This is a genomic window from Candidatus Tisiphia endosymbiont of Dioctria linearis (genome assembly GCF_964026545.1).
Lineage (GTDB): Bacteria > Pseudomonadota > Alphaproteobacteria > Rickettsiales > Rickettsiaceae > Tisiphia.
This window is the reverse complement of sequence record NZ_OZ032156.1, coordinates 208,415-228,318: the sequence shown is the minus strand read 5'-3', so window position 1 is coordinate 228,318 and position 19,904 is coordinate 208,415. Positions and strand designations below refer to the sequence as shown.

The window sequence follows — 19,904 nt, the reverse complement described above, 5'->3', positions numbered from 1 at the left end:
TTCCTTAATTGCTTAAGGATTATTTGTACAAAATATACAGGTTAGGAACTTATATATTATTAACCTTCATATGTCAAGCTATTTAGATTTATCTTGTATAAAAAATCAAAAATTGCTATACCAATTAGTAATACTTTGTATAGGGGGAGAGCAATAGGGTTGGATATATGTGTAAATTGATTTAGGTAAATTAGCAGTGCAAAAATTTTCATTTGATTTACAATCTCAACATAAAAAAGCCAGAACTGGTATTATAACTACTAAGCATGGTCAAATACGTACCCCAGCTTTTATGCCGGTTGGCACGAAAGGTACGGTAAAAGCCATGTTACCAGAAGCAGTTGAATCTACCGGAGCTGATATAATACTTGGTAATACTTATCATTTAATGTTACAACCAGGGGCTGAAAGAGTTGCCAAGTTTGGCGGTTTACGTAAATTTATGAATTGGTCAAAGCCTGTACTTACCGACTCAGGTGGTTTTCAGGTAATGTCCCTATCAAAATTACGTAAGATTACAGAAGAAGGGGTAATTTTTAACTCGCATATTGATGGTAGTAAGCATATGTTAACTCCTGAGCGGGCAACAGAGATCCAATATCTTCTAGATAGTACCATTACCATGGCGTTTGATGAATGTACCCCATATCCGGCAACATTTGAGCAAGCAAAATCATCTATGGAATTAACATCTAGATGGGGAGTTCGATCGAGAAAAGCATTTGTTCAAAGAGAAGGTTATGGTCAATTTGGTATTGTACAGGGAAATATCTATCAGGAATTGCGTGCCGAGTCAGCAAAGAATTTGGTAGAATTAGATTTTGAAGGTTATGCTATTGGAGGGCTGGCAGTAGGTGAGGGACAAGAAATAATGTTTAAAGTGTTAGATTATGCTCCAGATTTATTACCTGAATATAAGCCAAGATACCTTATGGGAGTTGGTAAACCAGATGATATTATTGGGGCAGTTGCCAGGGGAATAGATATGTTTGATTGTGTTATTCCAATGCGTTCTGGTCGAAATGGTCAAGCTTTCACCAAACATGGTGTAGTAAATATTCGCAATAGTCAGTATAAGGATGATCAGGAGCCGCTTGAATATGATTGCCCATGCCCAACATGTAAGGATTATAATAAAGCTTACTTGCATCATTTGGTAAAGAGCCAAGAGATTTTAGGAGCAGTACTTATGACTTGGCATAATTTGGTGTATTTCCAAGAATTAATGTCAAGAATAAGGCAATATATTCAACAAGGAAAAGACTTTGATTTTATGCATTAGACCTCTTGCATAACCTAATCTAATTGGTAATTTTGTTGTCAAAACTCGTCTCCGTTCCTCACGTACATCTTAGTACGCTGCGGTACTCGACTTCGTTTTTCCTAAAAATTCTTCAATTATCTTTAGGTTATGCAAGAGGTCTATTAGTTATCAGGGATAATTTTGCATGGTATAGATATTTGAAAGACTATAAATGATTACAGAATGTTGATATATAAAAGTTATATAATAAAAAATATAATACCATCTTTGGTAATAATTATTTTTTCAGTTACTAGCCTTGTATGGATTACCCAGATATTAAAGATGTTGTACTTAATTGATAAGGGCATAAAAGTTCAGGATTTCTTAAATTTAATTATTTTAGTTATTCCATCTTTGTTGTTTATTTTATTACCTTTTGCAACTGTTATTGCTGTTATTTATACTTATAATGCTTTGAGTGAGAGACGTCAGATAATTATTTTGCAAAATTTGGGATTAAATAATATCCAACTAGCTAGTCCATCATTGATTGTAGCTCTGGTAGTTACGTTATTTGCTTATTATATTTCGATTAGTTTATTGCCATTATCTCATAGCAAGCTTAAATCAGATCTTATTTTTATGAGGAATAATTATGCATCCAATATTCTAGATGAGAAGACATTTAATCCAATTTCTAAAGATATAACAGTTTATTTTGATAAAAAATTACCTAATGGTACTATGAAAAGTTTAATCATTTTTGATAATCGTAAGCATGATAACCATGCAATCTTGTTTTCTAAATCAGGGATGTTTACAATATATAATAACAGCTCATCTTTTCAATTAAAAGATGGAGTTAGGCAAGTATATGATCATAATGGTAATTTAAGTAACTTATCATTCGAGCTTTTAACCGTAGAATTAGTTAGTAATGATAGTAAAAATTTGGTAAAGGATGAATATAGTCGAGAAATCAATGAGTATTATATTGATGAATTGTTAAAACCCAACAATATTTTATCAGAGCAAAGGAAGATTAAATTAATTGCTGAGGGACACCAAAGATTGATTTGGCCTATGTATAATTTTGTACTGGTCTTTCTTACATTATCGGTTTTTTTACGGCAGCCTTATAATAAAAAATCTAGTTTAAGACAGATTCTAATTACGGCAGTTTCTGCCGTAATTATCACATACTTGCATTTTGTATTACAAAATCTTGCTTCAAAAGATTTAAATTTTATCTTTGCTTGTTATGCTAACATGATTATTGCTATTATTTTAAGTCTATATTTATATTTCCGTAAAATTATATGAGTTTCCAAGATTTACCACAATTTATAAAACTTCTCGAGCAAAATGGGCTCCTTAAGCGTATATCCTATCCCGTATCATCTAACCTTGAAATAACAGAAATCAGCAGAAGAATTTTAATACAAGATGGTCCAGCTCTGCTGTTTGAAAATGTTATTAAAAATGATGGAACTAAGTCTAATATGCCAGTTCTAACTAATTTATATGCTAGTACTGAGCGAATCGCCTTGGGACTTGGTTTGAAACGTAAAGAAGATTTAAGGAAATTCGGAGAATTGCTAGCTTTTCTTAAAGCCCCCGAACTACCTTCTTCCTTTAAAGAAACCTTTGCCATGTTGCCATTGGCAAAAAGAATGTTGGCTATGTCGCCAAAAATGTTATCAAAAGCTCCCTGCCAGGAAGTTATAATTGATAATCCTGATGTTAATATATTACCGATACAAACCTGCTGGCCTCTTGATATTTCGCCATTAATTACTTGGCCAATAGTTGTTACTAAAGGACCTAGTCTAGAGAAGGTAGATAATTTTAACCTCGGTATATACCGAATGCAAGTAGTCGGGCGTAACAAACTTATTATGCGATGGCTTAAAATGCGAGGTGGATCACAGCAACATAAACGTTGGCAATCATCAGCAAAAAAAGAGCCTTTCCCTGCTGCAGTGGTTATTGGGGCAAGCCCTGCTGTGACTATGGCGGCTGTTATGCCGCTGCCTGATAATATGTCTGAGTATAATTTTGCTGGATTATTAAGAGGCAAGTCAATTGAACTGGTAAATTGTGTTAGTATAGATATGAAGGTGCCTGCTTATAGCGAAATTGTTATAGAGGGACATGTAAGTTTTGATGAATATCTACCAGAAGGACCATTTGGTGACCATACAGGTTACTATAATGACGTTGAATATTTTCCAGTCTTTAACGTTAAGGCTATTACCATGAAAAAGCAACCTATATATTTAAGCACTTATACTGGTAAAGCTCCAGATGAACCATCGGTGCTTGGCGTGGCATTAAATGAAATATTTATTCCGATAATTCAGCAACAATTTCCAGAAATCGTTGATTTTTGGTTACCGCCTGAAGGTTGTTCTTACAGAATTGCCATTGTATCTATCCGCAAGGCTTATCCAGGTCATGCAAAAAGAATAATGATGGGGATTTGGTCATTTTTAAGACAATTCATGTATACCAAATTTATTATTGTGGTAGATGATGATATAGATATTCGAGATTGGAAGGAAGTAGCTTGGGCAATCTCAACTAGGAGTGATCCTTCTAGAGATACTACGTTTATTGATAATTCGCCAATAGATTATCTTGATTTTGCATCCCCTGTATCAGGACTTGGTAGTAAAATGGGGATAGATGCAACTAATAAAATATCCCCAGAGACTAATAGAGCTTGGGGGAAGAAAATAGAAATGACTAGTGAAGTCATTGAAAAAATTGATAAAATTTGGGATATGCTGGGTACCTGAAATATCATTGCGAGGAGCCGCTTTGTGGCAACGCGGCAATCCAAAAAAGTGATCAAAAATGGATTGCTTCTTGGTTTATGCCTTCTCGCTAATAGACGTCTTGTACTTTTTGGCAATTTTTAAATTGCTACGAGGTTTATGTGAGTTAATTAATAAAGATATACCAATGAGTAAAAATCGAATGAACAATTTAGTGTTCAATCTTATCTATGATTCCTTCTTTGATTCGTTTACTATAGCATTCTTTAATAGGCTATCAAAAAATTCAGTATTCTCAAATCATTTAGCTAAAGTAACAAGTTCTATACCACCAGAGTATGATGATCAAGTAAAAAAGATATTATGTGTTTTACATGAAATGAAGTTAAGAAAAATAGGAGATGAATTAGATCATATAAAACATATTATTACTATTCTGCATAATGAACTATTACCTCTAAAATCTTTACCAGTACTTTATCTTAAGGTAATTAAGGAGGCAAATATAGCTGAGCGTAATGACATCTTGAGTAAGTGTAAAGATAGTTCTGAGCTGTTACAGATAAAAAATTTATTATTCCCTATTAATCATGCTATTAACAATACAGACCTTACTACTACTCGGCTTGGACTTATAGAGGAAGAAGATGTTGTTGGGACTATAGGAAATAATGATAATCAATGGAGTGAAACCTCTGTATAGATTAATCATGAACCTTTGTCAATAATCGCTCTTAGTTAGGACTACAGTTGTAGTTTAGATGTGATCGTTCACGATTTTTTTGCTATTTTCTTGTGATGAGTGAAAAATATGATTACCAAGCGTCATTGCGTAAGAGCCGCTTTGCGGCAACGCGGCAACCCAAAAAAATGACCATGAATGGATTGCTTCGACCATTATATGGTCTCGCAATAACATTTTTATGCTGTTTATAATACTTAGGTACTATAAACTATACCTCTATCTTTTCTATAATAATAGCCGAATCTGCTTGCTTAGTGATTTTTTCAATCTTCAATCTAGCCGCTTGTAGCTTTTTTTCACAGTGTTCTTTTAGTAACACCCCTCTTTCAAAGCTACTAATCGATGAATCTAAGCTTTCCTCACCAGTATCAATTTTTTTTACAATTTCTTTTAATTCTGCTAAGGCAGCTTCAAAGCTCATATTTTCAATAGATGTCAAGTCTGGCATCGCCCCTCTATTATTTGTTGTTTCAATTTTATCTAGTTCCTAACATATTTCCTATCTAGTTCATTATATAACCTATAAATTGCCATCTCACGATCTTTAATTTTTTTACTAGCAATTTTTAGTAATCGCTCTGACGATTCTTCTGTTAACTGAATTGATGAATGTAGTTGTTCAGCAAGCTTTTTCAGTGATTCCTGAATTTCTATAAATGATTTTTGTAATTGCACTTTAATCGATATAGAAGAATTTTCAAGCTCGTTAAGTTTTACATATATTCGTTCTCCCAGCTGATTAATTTTATCTTGCAGTAAGCTTAATTGTTGCTTCCTTCCCTCTATTAGGTATTTACTAGTCTCATTCACTTTCGCTTGTATCCTAACTTCAGGAGTAACTTCTAAATTCCAAGCCAGCCCTAATTTACTCATCACATATATTATCCATTTATGGACATCAAAATGATACCATTTAGCACCATTACGGTAATCTGATGGGAATGCATGATGGAAATTATGCCAATTTTCACCTAATAAGAATAATGCCATCCACCAAATATCTCCGGCAGTACCTTTGTAATATTTCTTGCTACCAACAAAATGACATAGAGAATTAACGCAAAAAGTTGCATGTTGTTGTAATGCTCTACCCATACCAATAAACAAGAACCCAGCATAAGCAGAGATTATAGTACCACCAATCAAATAACCTATTAATGCGGGTACTATAGTGTTCATAAATAGAGAAGTTTGCCAATAATACTTTAATTGCCATCTCAGCAATTTATTTTTACCAAGTTTAACCATAGTAATTCGGTCAATGGACTTATAGCTTCCATCAATGATCATCCATCCAATATGTGACCATAAAAACCCTAAAATTCTATTCTCAAACTTTAATGGGCTATGCGGATCTTGATCTTTATCAGTATAAGTATGATGCTTATAATGATTTGATGCCCAAGATAAAACTGGCCCTTGGAAAGTAGCGGCTGACATCATAACAAGAATAAATTCTACCACCTTATTTGTTTTAAATGCATGATGCGACCATAGACGATGCAACCCAACACCAACAGCAATATTAGAGCCGTAATAGCCAGCTATGAACAGACTTATCTCAAATAGACCTATCTTATAGCTAGCATAGTATTTTATAACCAAGCATGAAAGTATAATTGGGTATATAATTAGAACAAAGAAAATGCTCCAAACGATTCTTTTTAGCATATATCTAATTTTTTAATTAAATAAAATTCTTAGGCAGTATTGTAGCATATTATGTCACAATATACAAATAATATGTTGCATTACATTTTACGTTTCCATAATTTATTAAACATACGCTGCCCGAAATAGAAGCTAATAATGCCAGCAAAAATAGCCTGATCGTCTATATTCCATAAAACATCAAGATATTCCACAAGGATTGCCGTACTTTGTATAGTTTTATATTGCACATATTTGACATAGGCATACATAATAAAAAAACTATATGCTAGAACAGGGAGAACTGAACCATTTAAGGCATCAACCCAATTAATGCCTGATTTATATGTTGAATATAAAGTATTATTCTCCGCAATGTCTTTGGAAGTGTTAAGCTCTGAGAGCAGTTTGGTATTCCCTAATTTATGGCTTTCAATTTGCCGATCTAAAAGATTAAGCTCATGTTTTTTATCATTTTGATCCTTTAGAATTTTTAAAATTTCTGGAATAATTGAGCTAATAAAGCCCGTTATTGAAGCAAGTAGTGTAATCATAAAAATCTCATTAATTCTTGTATGATATCATTATACCAAAATTTTTCCTTGCACTAATACCCGTCATCCACTTTTTTTTAAAATTCTAATCAAATTATTTGACTATAAGTATATGCAGGAAATAAGTCACAATTAATAAAAATTCATAAATTTTTTACAGACTATTTAAAACCTTCTTGACTCTATAATTATAGTACAATATCCTAAAAATTCCATATAATCCCAAATTATCCCAAATATGACCAAATCTAATTATGGAATAATTTGTACAACCACGTCATTGCAAGAAGCTATTTTAGTAGCGACAAAGCAATCCAAAAAAACAATTAAAAATGGATGGCTTCGTTTTGTGACTTCCTCGCAATGACACCAAGGTGTGGTTATATACCATGTTTGACACTACCAATTATTGGAAGGTAAATAAGTAAATGAATATTTTTTTGTCAAAATATATAAATAATCTTGATAAGAAAGGTAGGGTTTCGGTGCCTGCTAGCTATAGAGTAGCTTTGTCTAGCCAGTCATTTAATGGGGTTATTGTCTATCCGTCTTTTAGAAAGAAGTGTATTGAAGCGTGTAGTTTAAAGAGGCTTGAGGAGTTAAGCCAAATGATTCAAACCTTAGACCCATATTCTGAGGAACGAGATGCTTTTGAAACAATCATTCTTGGCGGGGCTATCCAGCTTACGTTTGATGGTGAGGGTAGGGTGATTTTGCCTAAATCTTTAATAGAACATTCTGACATATCAGAGCAGGTTTGTTTTGTAGGAAAGGGATTAGTCTTTGAAATTTGGCAGCCGCAAAATTTTGAGACCTATCTTTCCTCAGCTCGGCAAATAGCTCAAAATAACCGTTTAACTCTTAAGAATATTAATAAGGAAATATGATACAAGAGTCCTCTCATACAGCTGTTATGTTAAATGAAGTTAAGGAAGTCTTGTGTCCTAAAGATGGTGGAATTTATCTGGATTGCACTTTTGGTTTTGGTGGTTATAGTCGAATGATACTCGATTCTTGTAATTGCCAATTAGTGGCAATTGATCGTGATCCAAATGTTATAACTTACGCCAATCAGTTGATAAAAGATTATCCTGGTAGAGTGAGATTTATTCAAACAGGGTTTGCTGAAAGCTTTTCAGAATTAGGTTCATTGAAATTTGACGGCATAGTTATGGATTTAGGGGTTTCTTCTATGCAGATTGATTCTGGCGATAGGGGATTTTCCTTTACTCATGATGGTCTACTCGATATGAGAATGAGTGGAGTAGGGCAGAGTGCTGCAGATTTTATCAATAATGCTGATGAACAAGAAATAGCGGATGTGATTTATAAATATGGCGATGAGTCTTATTCTCGAAGAATCGCTAAAAGGATTGTAGAACATAGGAGGTTAGAGCCTATTACCAATACAGCAAGGTTTGCTCATATTGTTCGTAGTAGTATAGGTTTTCGAAAAGGTAAGATAGATACCGCTACCAAGAGTTTTCAAGCAATTCGCATTTACATTAATGATGAATTGGGTCAATTAGAAAGATTTCTAAGTAATAGCAAAAATATTCTAGCAGCAAATGGTCGCCTAGTAATTGTCTCATTTCACTCATTAGAAGACCGAATTGTTAAGAATTTTTTTAAAGCAAATTCTGCTAAGTTAGTTGCCAGGTCTAAATATGCGGTAAAGGTTTTTACTAAAGAAAATTCTAAGGAATGGCTTAAGATTCTTACAAAGAAGCCATTATGTCCATCGTCTAGAGAAATTGCACTTAATCCAAGAGCAAGGTCTGCAAAGTTAAGGGCTGGACAGAAAATAGAGGGTGCTACATATGGCGGTTAGAATATTTAGTTATATAGCTGTCTGTACTATAATTTTTTCCATTTATGGGTTATTTAGAGTGAAAGATAAGGTTATTATCTTACATTATCAGCTTGGAGAGGTTTCAAAACAACTGATTGATGAGGGTAATAGAATTCACGTGTTAAAAGTCGAACAATCATACCTTACTTCTCCAGCTAGACTAAGAAAATTATCATCACTTTATTTACAATTAGATACTGTTAAAGTTAAGCAAATGATTAGTGATCCTTTAATGCCTGAGAGTAAGAAATATGCCAAGTCTCATGAAGTAAGTGGTTCATATTTTAATAAAAGCAATGTTAAGTGGCGTTATAAAACAACTCCTAATAGTAAATACATAAAAACTGTTTCAACTAAAAAATCAGAGTATATTCGATGAAAGGTACTCTTTTTGCCTATGAATACGCCATTGCAAGAAGGCGTAAGCTGATGAGGCAATCTAATGAGTGTGGATTGCCACGACCTACTTGCGTGGTCTCGCTAATAGCGGAAGGACTTCTTAGCCACTGGTCATTGCGAGGAGGTACTTTAGTACCGACGAAGCAATCCAGGAAAGTGATTAGGAATGGATTGCTTTGTTTGAGTTTCGTGGTTTATCGCAATGACGCGAGTAGGTTATGAATAATAATATAGTTTTATTAGCATTGATAAAAAATACTATAACTAAAATGAAAAGAAGTTTTAGTAATATTATTTTATGGGATATTTGTGCTGACAATACTAAAATCAGATTATTCATAGTTAGTTTTTGTTTTGCTGTGTTTTTTTGTGGGTTATCATACCGCTTAATAATTGTTGCGACTAATGGTTATGTTAAGCCAGAATATCAAGTAAAGAGTAGTAACTTTAGAAAAGAGATAGTAGACCGTAATGGTAATTTATTAGCAGTTAACTTACCCTCTTCCTCATTATTTGTTAATCCACAGAAAGTAATCAACCCAGAGCAATCTTTAGAAAGATTATCTAAAATCTTGCCTGAGATTGATAAAACGAAATTACTTGCAGAACTAAAGAGTAATAAAAGTTTTGTATGGGTAAAAAGGGACTTATTGCCAAAAGAGCAAGAGGCGGTGTTAAATTTGGCAATGCCAGGCTTTAGTTTTGAACAAGAACAAAAGAGGATATATACTTTCTCCAATTTATTATCACATGTTATAGGATATGTGGGTAGGGATTTGGCTGGTCTTGCTGGGCTGGAAAGGAGTTATGACAAATTTTTAACTAATTCGGATTTTGACTTAGCACAGCCAGAACAACTTAAAAAACCACTTAAATTATCTATAGATGTAAGATTACAGAATATCCTAAATGAAGAAATAGATAAGACATTAAAGGAATTTAGTGCAATAGGAGCGGTAGGGATAATTGCCAATCCTAATAATGGTGAAATTCTAGCTCTGATTAGTAAACCTGATTTCAATCCACATTACCCGAGTAGTGCAAAGCCAGAAGAGTTATTTAATATGGCAAGTCTTGGTATTTATGAAATGGGGTCGGTATTTAAAACCTTAACTATGGCTGTAGGTTTTGATACTGATGCTATAGCAATGAACGATGCTTATGATATTAGCTATATGAAGGTAGGGGCGTTTAATGTAAAAGATTATCACCCAAGGCATGGATGGCATAGTGTTCCAGAAATTTTTCTGCATTCATCAAATATTGGGGTTAGCCAAATTATGTTAGAAGTCGGCAAAAATGATTTCAAAAAATACTTAAAAAGATTAGGGTTACTAGATCAGCTTAAAATTGAATTGCCAGAGAGAGGCACCCCTCTGTTTCCATCCGATAAGAGATGGAGTGATTTAACGAGTGTTGTCATGTCATATGGCTACGGTATTTCAATTAGTCCTTTACACTTTATGCAAGCAGTATTGCCGGTAGTGAATGGTGGGACATTATATGATTTGACTCTAATCAAAAGACAAGATGAGCGTCTTGTTGGTACAAAGGTTTTTAGTGAAAAAACCTCTAAGCAAATGAGTGAATTATTTCGTTTGGTGGTAAAAGAAGGAACCGGACGTAGGGCTGATGTGAAAGGATATCTTGTTGGTGGGAAGACTGGTACGGCTGAGAAATTAACGGCAGATGGGCATGGCAAAAGAAGATATCTTAAGAATAGCAGAATGTCATCATTTTTAGGTTTATTACCAGCCTCTAATCCACAATATGTTATTTTTATAATGTTTGATGAACCAAAAGGAACGAAGGAATCTTTTGGTTTTGCTACTGCCGGTTGGACTGCTGCTCCTACCGTTGGGAGAGTCCTTGAGCGAATGGTGTCACTCTATGGAATAGAGCCGATTGAAAAAGGCGAGGAATTGTGATAACGAAGAATGGGCGATTGCCTCAGAGCGATGACGTCACCAATTTCTCATCAATTGACTATAGTATGCATATTTATCCAATTATCTCCTACCTTGGTTTCGACAATGAGTGGAACCATTAATTTAGGTGAATTTTCCATAGTAGTTTTAATTAGTTGTGTCGCTAGTTCTACTTCATCAATGGGCGATTCAAAAAGTAATTCGTCATGGATTTGTAAAATTAGCTTGGTTTTCAATTTTAGTTGTTGCATTTTACGGTCAAGATCAATCATCGCTATTTTGATTATGTCGGCACTAGTCCCTTGGATTGGAGCGTTGATTGCTGCCCTTTCGGCAAATTGCTGTAAGGAATGTTTTTTATCATAGATTAAGGGAATAAAGCACTTTCGCCCGAAGAGATTAAGGACATAACCATGCTCTCTGGCGTAGTTTTTTGTATATTCCATATATTTTTGAATTTCTGGATATTCTTCAAAATATTTCTTTATATATTCAGCTGCTTGTGTAGAGCTAATATGTAACTGCTTTGCTAGTCCAAAAGCACTAATACCGTAGATAATGCCAAAATTTATAGCTTTTGCTTTATGCCGATGTTTGGAAGTTAACTGCTCTTTAGTAATTTTAAATATATTACAAGCAGTTTTACTATGAATATCCTCACCATTAACAAAAGCTTGTTTTAAAGAAGGTATATCTGCCATGCTACTTAATATTCGCAGTTCAATCTGTGAATAGTCCGCTGAAATTAATTTATGCTTATCTTCTGCAATAAAAGCTGCTCTGATTTTATTACCTTCTTTCGAGCGAATTGGTACATTTTGTAAATTGGGTTCTTGAGAACTAAGCCTACCAGTACTAGTTGAAGTTTGTAAAAATGTTGTATGTACCCTATGAGTTATCGGATTTACTTGCATAGGTAAACTATCCGTATAGGTATTTTTTAATTTAGTTAGTTGACGCCATTTTAGCAATAAATCAGCAATAGCAAAGCCACTTTCGCTAATTTTTTCAAGAATTTCTGCACTAGTAGAATAAGATTTTGCTTTTGATGACAATTTACCAAAGGGTAATTGCATTTTTTCAAATAAAATTTCTCCCAGTTGCTTTGGTGAAGCGATATTAAACTTTGTGCCGGTAATAGCAAAAATATTATGTTCTAATTGAGTAATTTCACTGCCAAATTCATCCGATAACTGTTTAAGATATGGTGAATTGACCTTAACCCCAATTTTTTCCATTTTATCTATTATATAACATAAAGGTAAATCAATATCTCGATATAGTACTAAGGCATGATTATCTTTTAGTTCTAGCAACAGTTTTTGGTAATTATCACTAAAGCCGGTAACTACTTTCGCTAAATTGTCTAAACTATCCTGTTGTATTCCATCAAATGGATTCTTCTGAGGCTTGCCAGCAGAAATCAGATATTGCATTAGTTCGATATCTTCAACAGAGTATATTTCATTATCGACAAAGAATTTTAATAATGATTTAAGATTATAGGTGATCTTCTTAATAGATTTATTTTTTAGCAATTGAAGAATATCAGCCATAAACCATTGTTCCAGGTAATTTTGACGAAAATCGTAAGCAAGTAAATCAGACATGTTGCCAGAAATTTTAGCAATAAACTTAATATTGTAGCATTTACCATCAATTGATAAAATTATAGAAGGAGTTTGCCCAGGGTAATCCGATAAATGAATATTGACAATCCCATATTCTTCTGCCTTAGTTAGCATAGCATCAAGCTGTTGTTGAGAAGCAACTTCTTGAATTATAATTTGCTTAGTAGGTAAAGATTCGTTGGTAATTTGTATTTGGAATAAGTTCTCCACTCTTTTATTTAGAGACTTGAAGTCATACTCTGCCAAAAAATCAGAAATTTTCTTACTATCAGGTGCGGTATACTGCAATAAACTAAAATCTAAATCGATATCAACATTATAATCTAGACTAAATAATTGCCAGGAAATTAAGGCTAAATCTTTTGAGGAGCTGATGATTGCTCTCTGGCGATCGTTAGTGATTTGATCGAGTGAATTTAACAGCTCTGCTAATGAACCAAATTGTTTAATAAGTGTTGCCGCAGTTTTAGGGCCAATGCTTGGTACGCCCGGTATATTATCGGACTTATCGCCGATCAACGCCATTACTTCCCTGATTTTACTTGGTTCTACACCAAATTTCTCTATCACGTCATCTTCGGAAATATATTTTGCTTTTATTGGGTCATACATTTTAGTATGCGAATTAATTAATTGCATTAAATCTTTATCAGAAGAAATAATGATAGTATTTTGTTGTAATGCAGAAGCTTTATGGGCTAAAGTGGCAATTATATCATCTGCTTCATAACCAGCTTTCTCAATCATTGGAAAATTTAGGCTATTTGCTGCAAGGCGAATAAGTGGTAATTGACTCTTTAAATCCTCTGGTATAGGGGGTCTATTTGCTTTATATTGCTGATAAATTTGATGACGAAAATTCTTACCACCAGAATCAAAAACTACAATAGCATGTTCTGGCTTAAAATCATTCAATAACTTCAATAGCATTGAAGTAAAACCATAAAGTGCTCCAACAGCTAAGCCACTCGGAGAAGTTAATGGTGGCTGAACATGGTAGGCTCTAAAGATAAATCCGTAGCCATCAATTATTAATAAAGTATTTTTATTAGTCATTTTGTTATTAGGTCAAATTGTTCTATTTATGTAGTATACAACAATTATAATCTGCACTAAGCTTTATTAGTAATAATTTTATAAATAATGAGAAGTTGGTGATGTTGTCGCTCATCGATTAACTATAACATGGATTGTAAACACAAAACAAGTAGTGTATAGTATTACCTATAAATACTTAATGCTATAAAGGAGAATTCGTATGAAAAGAGCTGATGAGAATACTGTAGTAAGCGTTAAAATTGCACCGCAAATTAAGAAGAGGTTGCAAGTACTTGGTAAAATTAAGCAACGTTCAACACACTGGCTAATGAAGGAGGCAATTACCAATTATCTCAAATTAGAGGAACATGAAGAACAATTAAAACAAGAGACTATCCAGCGTTGGCAAGAAATGAAAGAAGGTAAATTTTTAGGAAATGACAAAATAACTGAGTGGCTTGATAGATGGGGAAGCGATAAAGAAGAAGAAAGACCTTAATGGAAAGATTAGTATGGTTGGAATCGGCAATTACAGATTTGGTACGACTGAGAAAATTCATTGATAAAAATAATCCTAATGCTGCAAAGAGAGTGGCAGAAGTAATAAAGAAAGCAGTTATCAAACTTATAGAATTTCCTTTAATAGGTAAACCTGTGACTAATCTAATAGATTATAGGGATTTATATATTCGATTTGGCTTATCAGGTTATATACTACGATATCGAATATATGATGATACCATTTATGTAGTTCATATCAGACATGCTAAGGAAATAGAATTTAAATAATAAAAAAGAAATACCAATGTTCGACAGTTGTGCCATTCTAGGAAGCTACCTGCGATAACTATAGTCCATTGATGAGAAGTTGGTGACGTCGTCGCTCAATGCTCGCCTATTACTTATAGGCGTCGCCCCATCGTTCCTGCTACCCAATTCCCCTGAATTAACTATAAAGTAATTCTATATTTGGCTCTTTTTGGCTGCGAATAAACATGATTTTTGGAAATAGATACACTATTCCTGCAAAAATCATATTTATTCTTGCCGAAAAATAGCTCAAAATATAATTAATTAGTTATCGCAGGCAGACTCCTAGGCTGAAACAGGTTCTTCCACAAATCCCTTGATTGATATTTTATTTGACTTTTTAGACAAACAGCAAAAGCCGATAATTCCGATAAGACAACAAATGGGAACTATAGAAATTGCCACAATAAAATCATAGTGACTATAAATAGGAGTGCCAGATTCACTCAGTAAGCCGTCCCAATTATAAGAGATTAAATAACTCATAATTTTGTGAAAGAAATGCCCAAAAGACATGTTGATACAGTTGACTATCGCAACGGCAAGTCCAATAGATTTCTCCGTAACAAGGTTACTGACAATGGTAAAGATTAGAACCTGATAACAACAAAAAATTCCTAATAAAAACATTAAAGAACTACTAGTAAAGAAATTTAATGAAGGACAATATAATAGAATGATAAAAATTACTATTGTCAGCAATCCAGTGATAGTTATTATAGCATCAGATGATTTTACTAAATTAGCAATAAGAGCAAGTATTGGACCGCCAAGACACATCCCTATATAAACAAATGAGGTAGCTAAGTTACTATCCATATCATTCATTTGATAAATTTGTTTAAAAAATGGAATAGCCCATACATCAGCAAAACCTTCCAATGCTCCTACCATTAAACCACCAAAAATCTCGATTAACAGAATAGTAGGGTTTAATAAGAGTTTCAATATCGATAATTCGGAATCTAGAGTAGTAGTAGAATTGCTGCTTACATCATCATTTTTTATCAATAAAATCATTAGCCCAATAATAAATCCGATGGCGGCTAAACTATTAAAAGTTACGTCATAACCAAAATGGGTGAATAATAGTTTCATTGGAGTAATAGCAAATACTGCTCCAATTAAGCCAAAAGTAAAAGAAAGCCCTAGCATTACGGAGTGGTATTTAGCTGGAAAACAGCTTCTAGTAATTTTAGCTACTGATAAAAACCCAACAGCAGAACCAGCTCCAATCATAAATCTACCAATGAGTAAATAATTAAAATTTTCGCTGGCAACAAAAGTTAAAGTACCAAGAGAAGTAACCAAGATAGATATGAATGTAACAATTCTAAAGTTAAATTTATCGAGCATTATGCCAATTGGTATTTGCATCCCTGCATAACCTAAATAATAATATCCAGCAACTGTACCAAATGCTATGGTATCAATGGCAAATTTTTGCATAATTTCTTCTCTAATAATTCCAGTCGAAAGTCTTAATATAAATTGAAAGGCAAAAAACATGCTGGCAAGAGACCATAATAAAAATGGTTTTTTCAAGGATAGAGCTGTATTCATAAAAAATTTAAATTATAATAACGTTGTATTTTAAGGTAACAAATTATAGTATAGGATAATATTTTGTCAAACCTTTATAGACTAGTTTGAATTATGGAGCAGTTTGAAGCCTATTCGTTATTATTTACCGATAGTTTAGTAGGTAATTTAGTTATAAGTTTAGATAGTGAACTAATTGTTCATTCTATGAAAATGTTTGGTGTTTATAATAATTTAATAATAGTGGTGGTAGCAACTATTGCTTCATTAGTTGCTACTAGTATAAATTATTTTTTTGGTATAATGTTATGGAGAATTTTTTATTTTTCTAAAAATACCCAGATTCATACTAACCAGCAATTATTATCTCAGTTTTTTTTAAAATATAACATATTGATATTATGGCTTATATTCATACCATTATGGGGAAAATTCATTCCTTTAATTGCCGGCTTTACTAAAATAAATTTTATAAGGGTTTTAGCTATTAGTGGTGTTATAAAATTATGCTATTATAGCTATAGCATCTATATAATCTAACTAGTACGGAATTAATGAACCTCTATAGAATCAACCCATCTTCATCGTTTTTAGATATATTAGCTGATTTTATCTTAGATAATTTCAGTGAGAAGAATTCTATTAGCAATCTTAAGGTTATATTGCCGAGTGGTTTTGCTTGTTGGAATTTACAAAATATTTTGATTAACAAACAGCATATTGCGATTTTGCCAAATATTATTCCTTGGTCTAATATTATGGCTGAAGGTGAAGAAATTTTTGCTATCGCATCAGAAAATTTACAGCCGATAACGTTTTTGCAAGAAAGAACTATCCTAGCTGAAATCATTCATAATTATCGTGAGTTACAATTTAGCATAACACAATCTTTACAATTTTGTTCAACAATATCTGAGTTATTTTACCAGCTAGCTTGTAATAATTTATCGATAGATTCGGTAAATGAAATAGAAAAAATTAATCCATCGCAACATTGGAGTGTTATTTATCAATTTCTTAAATACGCCCATTCTGAATGGCAAGAGAAGATAAAATTGTTAAGAAAGCAAGATCGGCTAAATTATCAGGTCACTATGATGGATGCAGAGATAGCAAGGCTGAAAAGAGCTGATACTAGTTTGATAGTAGCCGGTATAGTAGGGCATAATCCCATATCATGGAATTTCTTAAAGAATGTTGCTAATTCACCGGATAGTTTTATAATTTTACCGCCTATTAGTACGTGTCATTCCCGCGTAGGTGGGAATCTAGATATCGCACCGAAGCAGGATGACATGATAAATGTTAATCAGGCTATAGTCAATTCAGGAAAATTCGACTATATAGTCAATTCAGGAGAAGTTGATGCTAGGAGCGATGGAGCGACGCCTATAAGTAATAGGCGAGCATTGAGCGACGACGTCACCAACTTCTCATCAATTGACTATAACTATAATCATGAAGAAGATTGCTTATATAACTTTAAAAAATTACTAACAGTTCTAGATAAAAATTTATCAGATTTTCATCCTCTAGGTAATCATCAGCCAGAGTACTTGATTTTCGATAAGATAATTTTTGATGATATAGCTGATGCACCTCAACAATTATACTTAAATCAGAAGAGTATAGCTGTAGATCATATAAAATATTTTGAGCTTGAAGATATTTTTCAAGAGGCAGAACAAATAAGCCTGATTTGCCAACAATCTAGTGATAAGAAAATAGCTATTATTGTCAATAATCAAACAACCAAGAATTTTTATTGTAATTTTTTGACCAAATATTCCTTAGAGTTCCAAGATTTGCTAGGTAATAATTTATCAGAAACGCTAATTAGTTCTCTAATAATTGCCATTAGTGAAATATTATGTAATGATTTTGATATAAAAAAGTTATTTTTACTATTAAAGAATCCTTTGATTAACCGTAAATTAGTTCAAAGATTAGAACTGTTAATGAGCGGCAAAAACCGTTTTATCAGGCAATCTGATCAAATGCTGGCTCTAGTAGAAAAAACCAATGATAATGAATTAATAGAATGGTCTAAGAAGCTAATAAACTTACTTTATAGCAATAGTGGCAATAATTTTGCTAAAATATTAAAATCCTCGATTAGCATTGCTGAAAAACTTTACCGAGATATTTGGCATGAGCAGTCAGCTGCTGAATTATCAAATTTTTTATCGGAGTTAATAAATACTAATTGTAATTTAACCTTAGATAATAAAAAAGATTTTCCAAAGTTACTGAAGGGTTTAATGTCTAATTGTAAGTATTTTGCTCATAATAATTATTCTAAAAATATAATTATTGGTAAAGCAGAAGATTTAATATTGCTTAAATTTGATTTAGTAATTTTAACTGACTTTAATCAAGGATGCTGGTCATCATCCTCATCTATCAGCCAATGGATTAATGAGCAAACGTTAAAAAAATTACATATGGTTGTTGGAACTTCTATCGATCAATATTATTTTTATTTATTTCTGCATAATGCCCAAGTAATAATTACTAGATCAAAAAGACAGGATGGTAAATCTGGTTTGTTACCATCGAATTTGTTACTAAAATTGCAACTTATTGCACAACAGAACTTGTTGCATCAAAGTTTGATTGCAGAAAATTGTTTGACATCAACCCTATGTCATTCCAGCAATCCTTCCTGTCATTCCCGCGTAGGCGGGAATCTAGATCCCGCATTGAAGCAGGATGACATCATTTCTTCGCTAACAGACAACAATTTACTATGGGAAAATACTAATGTGTGTAGCCCCATTTTTCCTGATACAATATCGGTTACTGATATAGAAATGTTAATACGGAATCCTTATAGTTTTTACGCTAAGAAGATTTTGAATGTCAGGAGTAGAGATAGGGTAGGGCAGGAGCCTAAAATATCTGAATTTGGTAGTTTTGTTCATAAGGTTTTAGAGCAATATTCGAAAAATTATAACAAGTTAGAGAATAACAAAATTGGCTTAATATTGGATATTAGTAATAATCTTTTACAAGATGTTATCTTACCAACCTATACGCAAAAAATTTGGCAAATAAAATTTATGCCTATTGCTGAGTCTTTTGTTGAATTTGATGAACAACGTAGAAATGGTTGTAAATATATTTATTCTGAAACTAGAGGAGCAATTTCATTAAATATTGCTGGGCAAGAATTAACAATAATTGGAGTGGCTGATAGAATTGAGATAGATGAGTTTGGGGCAGCGGTCATTATCGATTATAAAACCGGTAGCTTACCGAGTAGAAAAGATATAGAAACTGGGTTATCCCCGCAGCTAATAATTGAGGCGTTAATGCTACAAGAAGGTGGTTTTGGTATAGAAGTTAATAACGTAAAACAGGTTAGTTACGTAAAAATTTCTAGCTCGAAGCCAATAATCCAAATTTTAGAGATAGATCTCACTAGAGAAGAATTGGCTGGGCATAAACAAGGTATGATACGGTTATTGGAATATTATATAATGAATAAAAGCTTTTCATATGATATTGATTTACTAAAACATGATGACTATGCGCACCTGGCTAGGAGAGACGGGTGATAGTATATAATACCAATTCCCAAATTTAATTTAGTATAAAGATTAGAAAAATAGGTTATAATGTAAAAGATAGATAAAATTAGGAATGTAATGGGTACTCATCAAAAATTAATAACAGAAGATTTATACAAACAGGCTATAGCTCAATTTGCAAGTACGAACAAAGAGA

General features: G+C 33.0%; 17 protein-coding genes. 12 read left to right on the top strand and 5 right to left on the bottom strand.

Going from position 1 to position 19,904, the window contains the following annotated elements; all coding sequences use genetic code 11:
* Positions 1-196: 196 nt before the first annotated feature.
* From tgt to AAGD42_RS01090, 4 genes are all read left to right on the top strand, one after another.
* On the top strand, positions 197-1,282 hold the full coding sequence (gene tgt, locus AAGD42_RS01105; protein WP_341752947.1) for a tRNA guanosine(34) transglycosylase Tgt: 1,086 nt from the start codon (positions 197-199) through the stop codon (positions 1,280-1,282).
* Positions 1,283-1,486: 204 nt separating this feature from the next.
* A complete protein-coding gene (locus tag AAGD42_RS01100; RefSeq protein WP_341752946.1) occupies positions 1,487-2,569 on the top strand; it encodes an LptF/LptG family permease in 1,083 nt (360 codons plus the stop codon).
* Complete coding sequence (locus tag AAGD42_RS01095; protein ID WP_341752945.1) at positions 2,566-4,047, top strand: UbiD family decarboxylase; 1,482 nt, start codon at positions 2,566-2,568, stop codon at positions 4,045-4,047. Before AAGD42_RS01100 ends, AAGD42_RS01095 begins: the two co-directional genes overlap by 4 nt.
* A 166-nt stretch (positions 4,048-4,213) precedes the next feature.
* Positions 4,214-4,729 (top strand): hypothetical protein, encoded by a 516-nt coding sequence (locus AAGD42_RS01090; RefSeq protein WP_341752944.1) that lies wholly within the window; start codon positions 4,214-4,216, stop codon positions 4,727-4,729.
* A gap of 250 nt (positions 4,730-4,979) precedes the next feature.
* Here AAGD42_RS01090 and AAGD42_RS01085 read toward each other — a convergent pair whose 3' ends face one another.
* The 3 genes from AAGD42_RS01085 to AAGD42_RS01075 all read right to left on the bottom strand — a co-directional run bounded on the left by AAGD42_RS01085 (position 4,980) and on the right by AAGD42_RS01075 (position 6,975).
* Positions 4,980-5,219: an exodeoxyribonuclease VII small subunit gene (locus AAGD42_RS01085; protein WP_341752943.1), complete on the bottom strand. Its 240-nt coding sequence runs from the start codon at positions 5,217-5,219 to the stop codon at positions 4,980-4,982.
* A 32-nt stretch (positions 5,220-5,251) separates the two neighbouring features.
* Positions 5,252-6,442, bottom strand: a complete 1,191-nt coding sequence (locus AAGD42_RS01080; RefSeq protein ID WP_341752942.1) for a fatty acid desaturase — start codon at positions 6,440-6,442, stop codon at positions 5,252-5,254.
* An 80-nt stretch (positions 6,443-6,522) separates the two neighbouring features.
* Positions 6,523-6,975 carry a hypothetical protein gene (locus AAGD42_RS01075; protein ID WP_341752941.1) on the bottom strand — a complete coding sequence of 151 codons (453 nt, stop codon included), beginning with the start codon at positions 6,973-6,975 and terminating at the stop codon, positions 6,523-6,525.
* 428 nt (positions 6,976-7,403) lie between these two features.
* Here AAGD42_RS01075 and AAGD42_RS01070 point away from each other — a divergent pair, with 428 nt between their 5' ends.
* From AAGD42_RS01070 to AAGD42_RS01055, 4 genes are all read left to right on the top strand, one after another.
* Positions 7,404-7,862 carry a division/cell wall cluster transcriptional repressor MraZ gene (locus AAGD42_RS01070; protein WP_341752940.1) on the top strand — a complete coding sequence of 153 codons (459 nt, stop codon included), beginning with the start codon at positions 7,404-7,406 and terminating at the stop codon, positions 7,860-7,862.
* The gene (rsmH, locus tag AAGD42_RS01065; protein ID WP_341752939.1) at positions 7,859-8,806 is read left to right on the top strand and encodes a 16S rRNA (cytosine(1402)-N(4))-methyltransferase RsmH; all 948 of its coding nucleotides are present in this window, start codon (positions 7,859-7,861) and stop codon (positions 8,804-8,806) included. Before AAGD42_RS01070 ends, rsmH begins: the two co-directional genes overlap by 4 nt.
* Positions 8,796-9,206: a hypothetical protein gene (locus AAGD42_RS01060; protein WP_341752938.1), complete on the top strand. Its 411-nt coding sequence runs from the start codon at positions 8,796-8,798 to the stop codon at positions 9,204-9,206. Before rsmH ends, AAGD42_RS01060 begins: the two co-directional genes overlap by 11 nt.
* A 289-nt stretch (positions 9,207-9,495) precedes the next feature.
* Positions 9,496-11,154: a penicillin-binding protein 2 gene (locus AAGD42_RS01055; RefSeq protein ID WP_341753355.1), complete on the top strand. Its 1,659-nt coding sequence runs from the start codon at positions 9,496-9,498 to the stop codon at positions 11,152-11,154.
* Between the two features lie 50 nt (positions 11,155-11,204).
* Here the strand turns inward: AAGD42_RS01055 and polA are convergent, their stop codons facing one another.
* Positions 11,205-13,841, bottom strand: a complete 2,637-nt coding sequence (polA, locus tag AAGD42_RS01050) for a DNA polymerase I (protein ID WP_341752937.1) — start codon at positions 13,839-13,841, stop codon at positions 11,205-11,207.
* 202 nt (positions 13,842-14,043) lie between these two features.
* Between polA and AAGD42_RS01045 the strand changes: the two genes are divergently transcribed.
* Both AAGD42_RS01045 and AAGD42_RS01040 read left to right on the top strand, forming a co-directional pair.
* Complete coding sequence (locus AAGD42_RS01045) at positions 14,044-14,322, top strand: CopG family ribbon-helix-helix protein (RefSeq protein ID WP_341752936.1); 279 nt, start codon at positions 14,044-14,046, stop codon at positions 14,320-14,322.
* On the top strand, positions 14,322-14,612 hold the full coding sequence (locus AAGD42_RS01040) for a type II toxin-antitoxin system RelE/ParE family toxin (protein WP_341752935.1): 291 nt from the start codon (positions 14,322-14,324) through the stop codon (positions 14,610-14,612). Before AAGD42_RS01045 ends, AAGD42_RS01040 begins: the two co-directional genes overlap by 1 nt.
* Before the next feature lie 306 nt (positions 14,613-14,918).
* On the opposite strand, the gene AAGD42_RS01030 is transcribed toward AAGD42_RS01040, so the two are convergent.
* A complete protein-coding gene (locus AAGD42_RS01030) occupies positions 14,919-16,196 on the bottom strand; it encodes an MFS transporter (protein ID WP_341752933.1) in 1,278 nt (425 codons plus the stop codon).
* 93 nt (positions 16,197-16,289) lie between these two features.
* Between AAGD42_RS01030 and AAGD42_RS01025 the strand changes: the two genes are divergently transcribed.
* Together AAGD42_RS01025 and AAGD42_RS01020 are read left to right on the top strand one after the other, a co-directional pair.
* Positions 16,290-16,715 carry a DedA family protein gene (locus AAGD42_RS01025; protein WP_341749826.1) on the top strand — a complete coding sequence of 142 codons (426 nt, stop codon included), beginning with the start codon at positions 16,290-16,292 and terminating at the stop codon, positions 16,713-16,715.
* Positions 16,716-16,729: 14 nt separating this feature from the next.
* The gene (locus tag AAGD42_RS01020; protein ID WP_341752932.1) at positions 16,730-19,735 is read left to right on the top strand and encodes a PD-(D/E)XK nuclease family protein; all 3,006 of its coding nucleotides are present in this window, start codon (positions 16,730-16,732) and stop codon (positions 19,733-19,735) included.
* Positions 19,736-19,904: the final 169 nt, after the last annotated feature.

What these genes read in the sequence shown, in the direction of transcription:
- AAGD42_RS01025 (WP_341749826.1), top strand. Translation starts at nt 16,290, where the DNA reads ATGGAGCAGTTTGAAGCCTATTCGTTATTATTTACCGATAGTTTAGTA.
- AAGD42_RS01055 (WP_341753355.1), top strand. Translation starts at nt 9,496, where the DNA reads ATGAAAAGAAGTTTTAGTAATATTATTTTATGGGATATTTGTGCTGAC.
- AAGD42_RS01040 (WP_341752935.1), top strand. Translation starts at nt 14,322, where the DNA reads ATGGAAAGATTAGTATGGTTGGAATCGGCAATTACAGATTTGGTACGA.
- AAGD42_RS01075 (WP_341752941.1), bottom strand. Translation starts at nt 6,975, where the DNA reads ATGATTACACTACTTGCTTCAATAACGGGCTTTATTAGCTCAATTATT.
- AAGD42_RS01045 (WP_341752936.1), top strand. Translation starts at nt 14,044, where the DNA reads ATGAAAAGAGCTGATGAGAATACTGTAGTAAGCGTTAAAATTGCACCG.
- AAGD42_RS01020 (WP_341752932.1), top strand. Translation starts at nt 16,730, where the DNA reads ATGAACCTCTATAGAATCAACCCATCTTCATCGTTTTTAGATATATTA.
- AAGD42_RS01060 (WP_341752938.1), top strand. Translation starts at nt 8,796, where the DNA reads ATGGCGGTTAGAATATTTAGTTATATAGCTGTCTGTACTATAATTTTT.
- AAGD42_RS01030 (WP_341752933.1), bottom strand. Translation starts at nt 16,196, where the DNA reads ATGAATACAGCTCTATCCTTGAAAAAACCATTTTTATTATGGTCTCTT.
- AAGD42_RS01100 (WP_341752946.1), top strand. Translation starts at nt 1,487, where the DNA reads ATGTTGATATATAAAAGTTATATAATAAAAAATATAATACCATCTTTG.
- AAGD42_RS01095 (WP_341752945.1), top strand. Translation starts at nt 2,566, where the DNA reads ATGAGTTTCCAAGATTTACCACAATTTATAAAACTTCTCGAGCAAAAT.
- polA (WP_341752937.1), bottom strand. Translation starts at nt 13,841, where the DNA reads ATGACTAATAAAAATACTTTATTAATAATTGATGGCTACGGATTTATC.
- AAGD42_RS01090 (WP_341752944.1), top strand. Translation starts at nt 4,214, where the DNA reads ATGAGTAAAAATCGAATGAACAATTTAGTGTTCAATCTTATCTATGAT.
- AAGD42_RS01070 (WP_341752940.1), top strand. Translation starts at nt 7,404, where the DNA reads ATGAATATTTTTTTGTCAAAATATATAAATAATCTTGATAAGAAAGGT.
- rsmH (WP_341752939.1), top strand. Translation starts at nt 7,859, where the DNA reads ATGATACAAGAGTCCTCTCATACAGCTGTTATGTTAAATGAAGTTAAG.
- AAGD42_RS01085 (WP_341752943.1), bottom strand. Translation starts at nt 5,219, where the DNA reads ATGCCAGACTTGACATCTATTGAAAATATGAGCTTTGAAGCTGCCTTA.
- AAGD42_RS01080 (WP_341752942.1), bottom strand. Translation starts at nt 6,442, where the DNA reads ATGCTAAAAAGAATCGTTTGGAGCATTTTCTTTGTTCTAATTATATAC.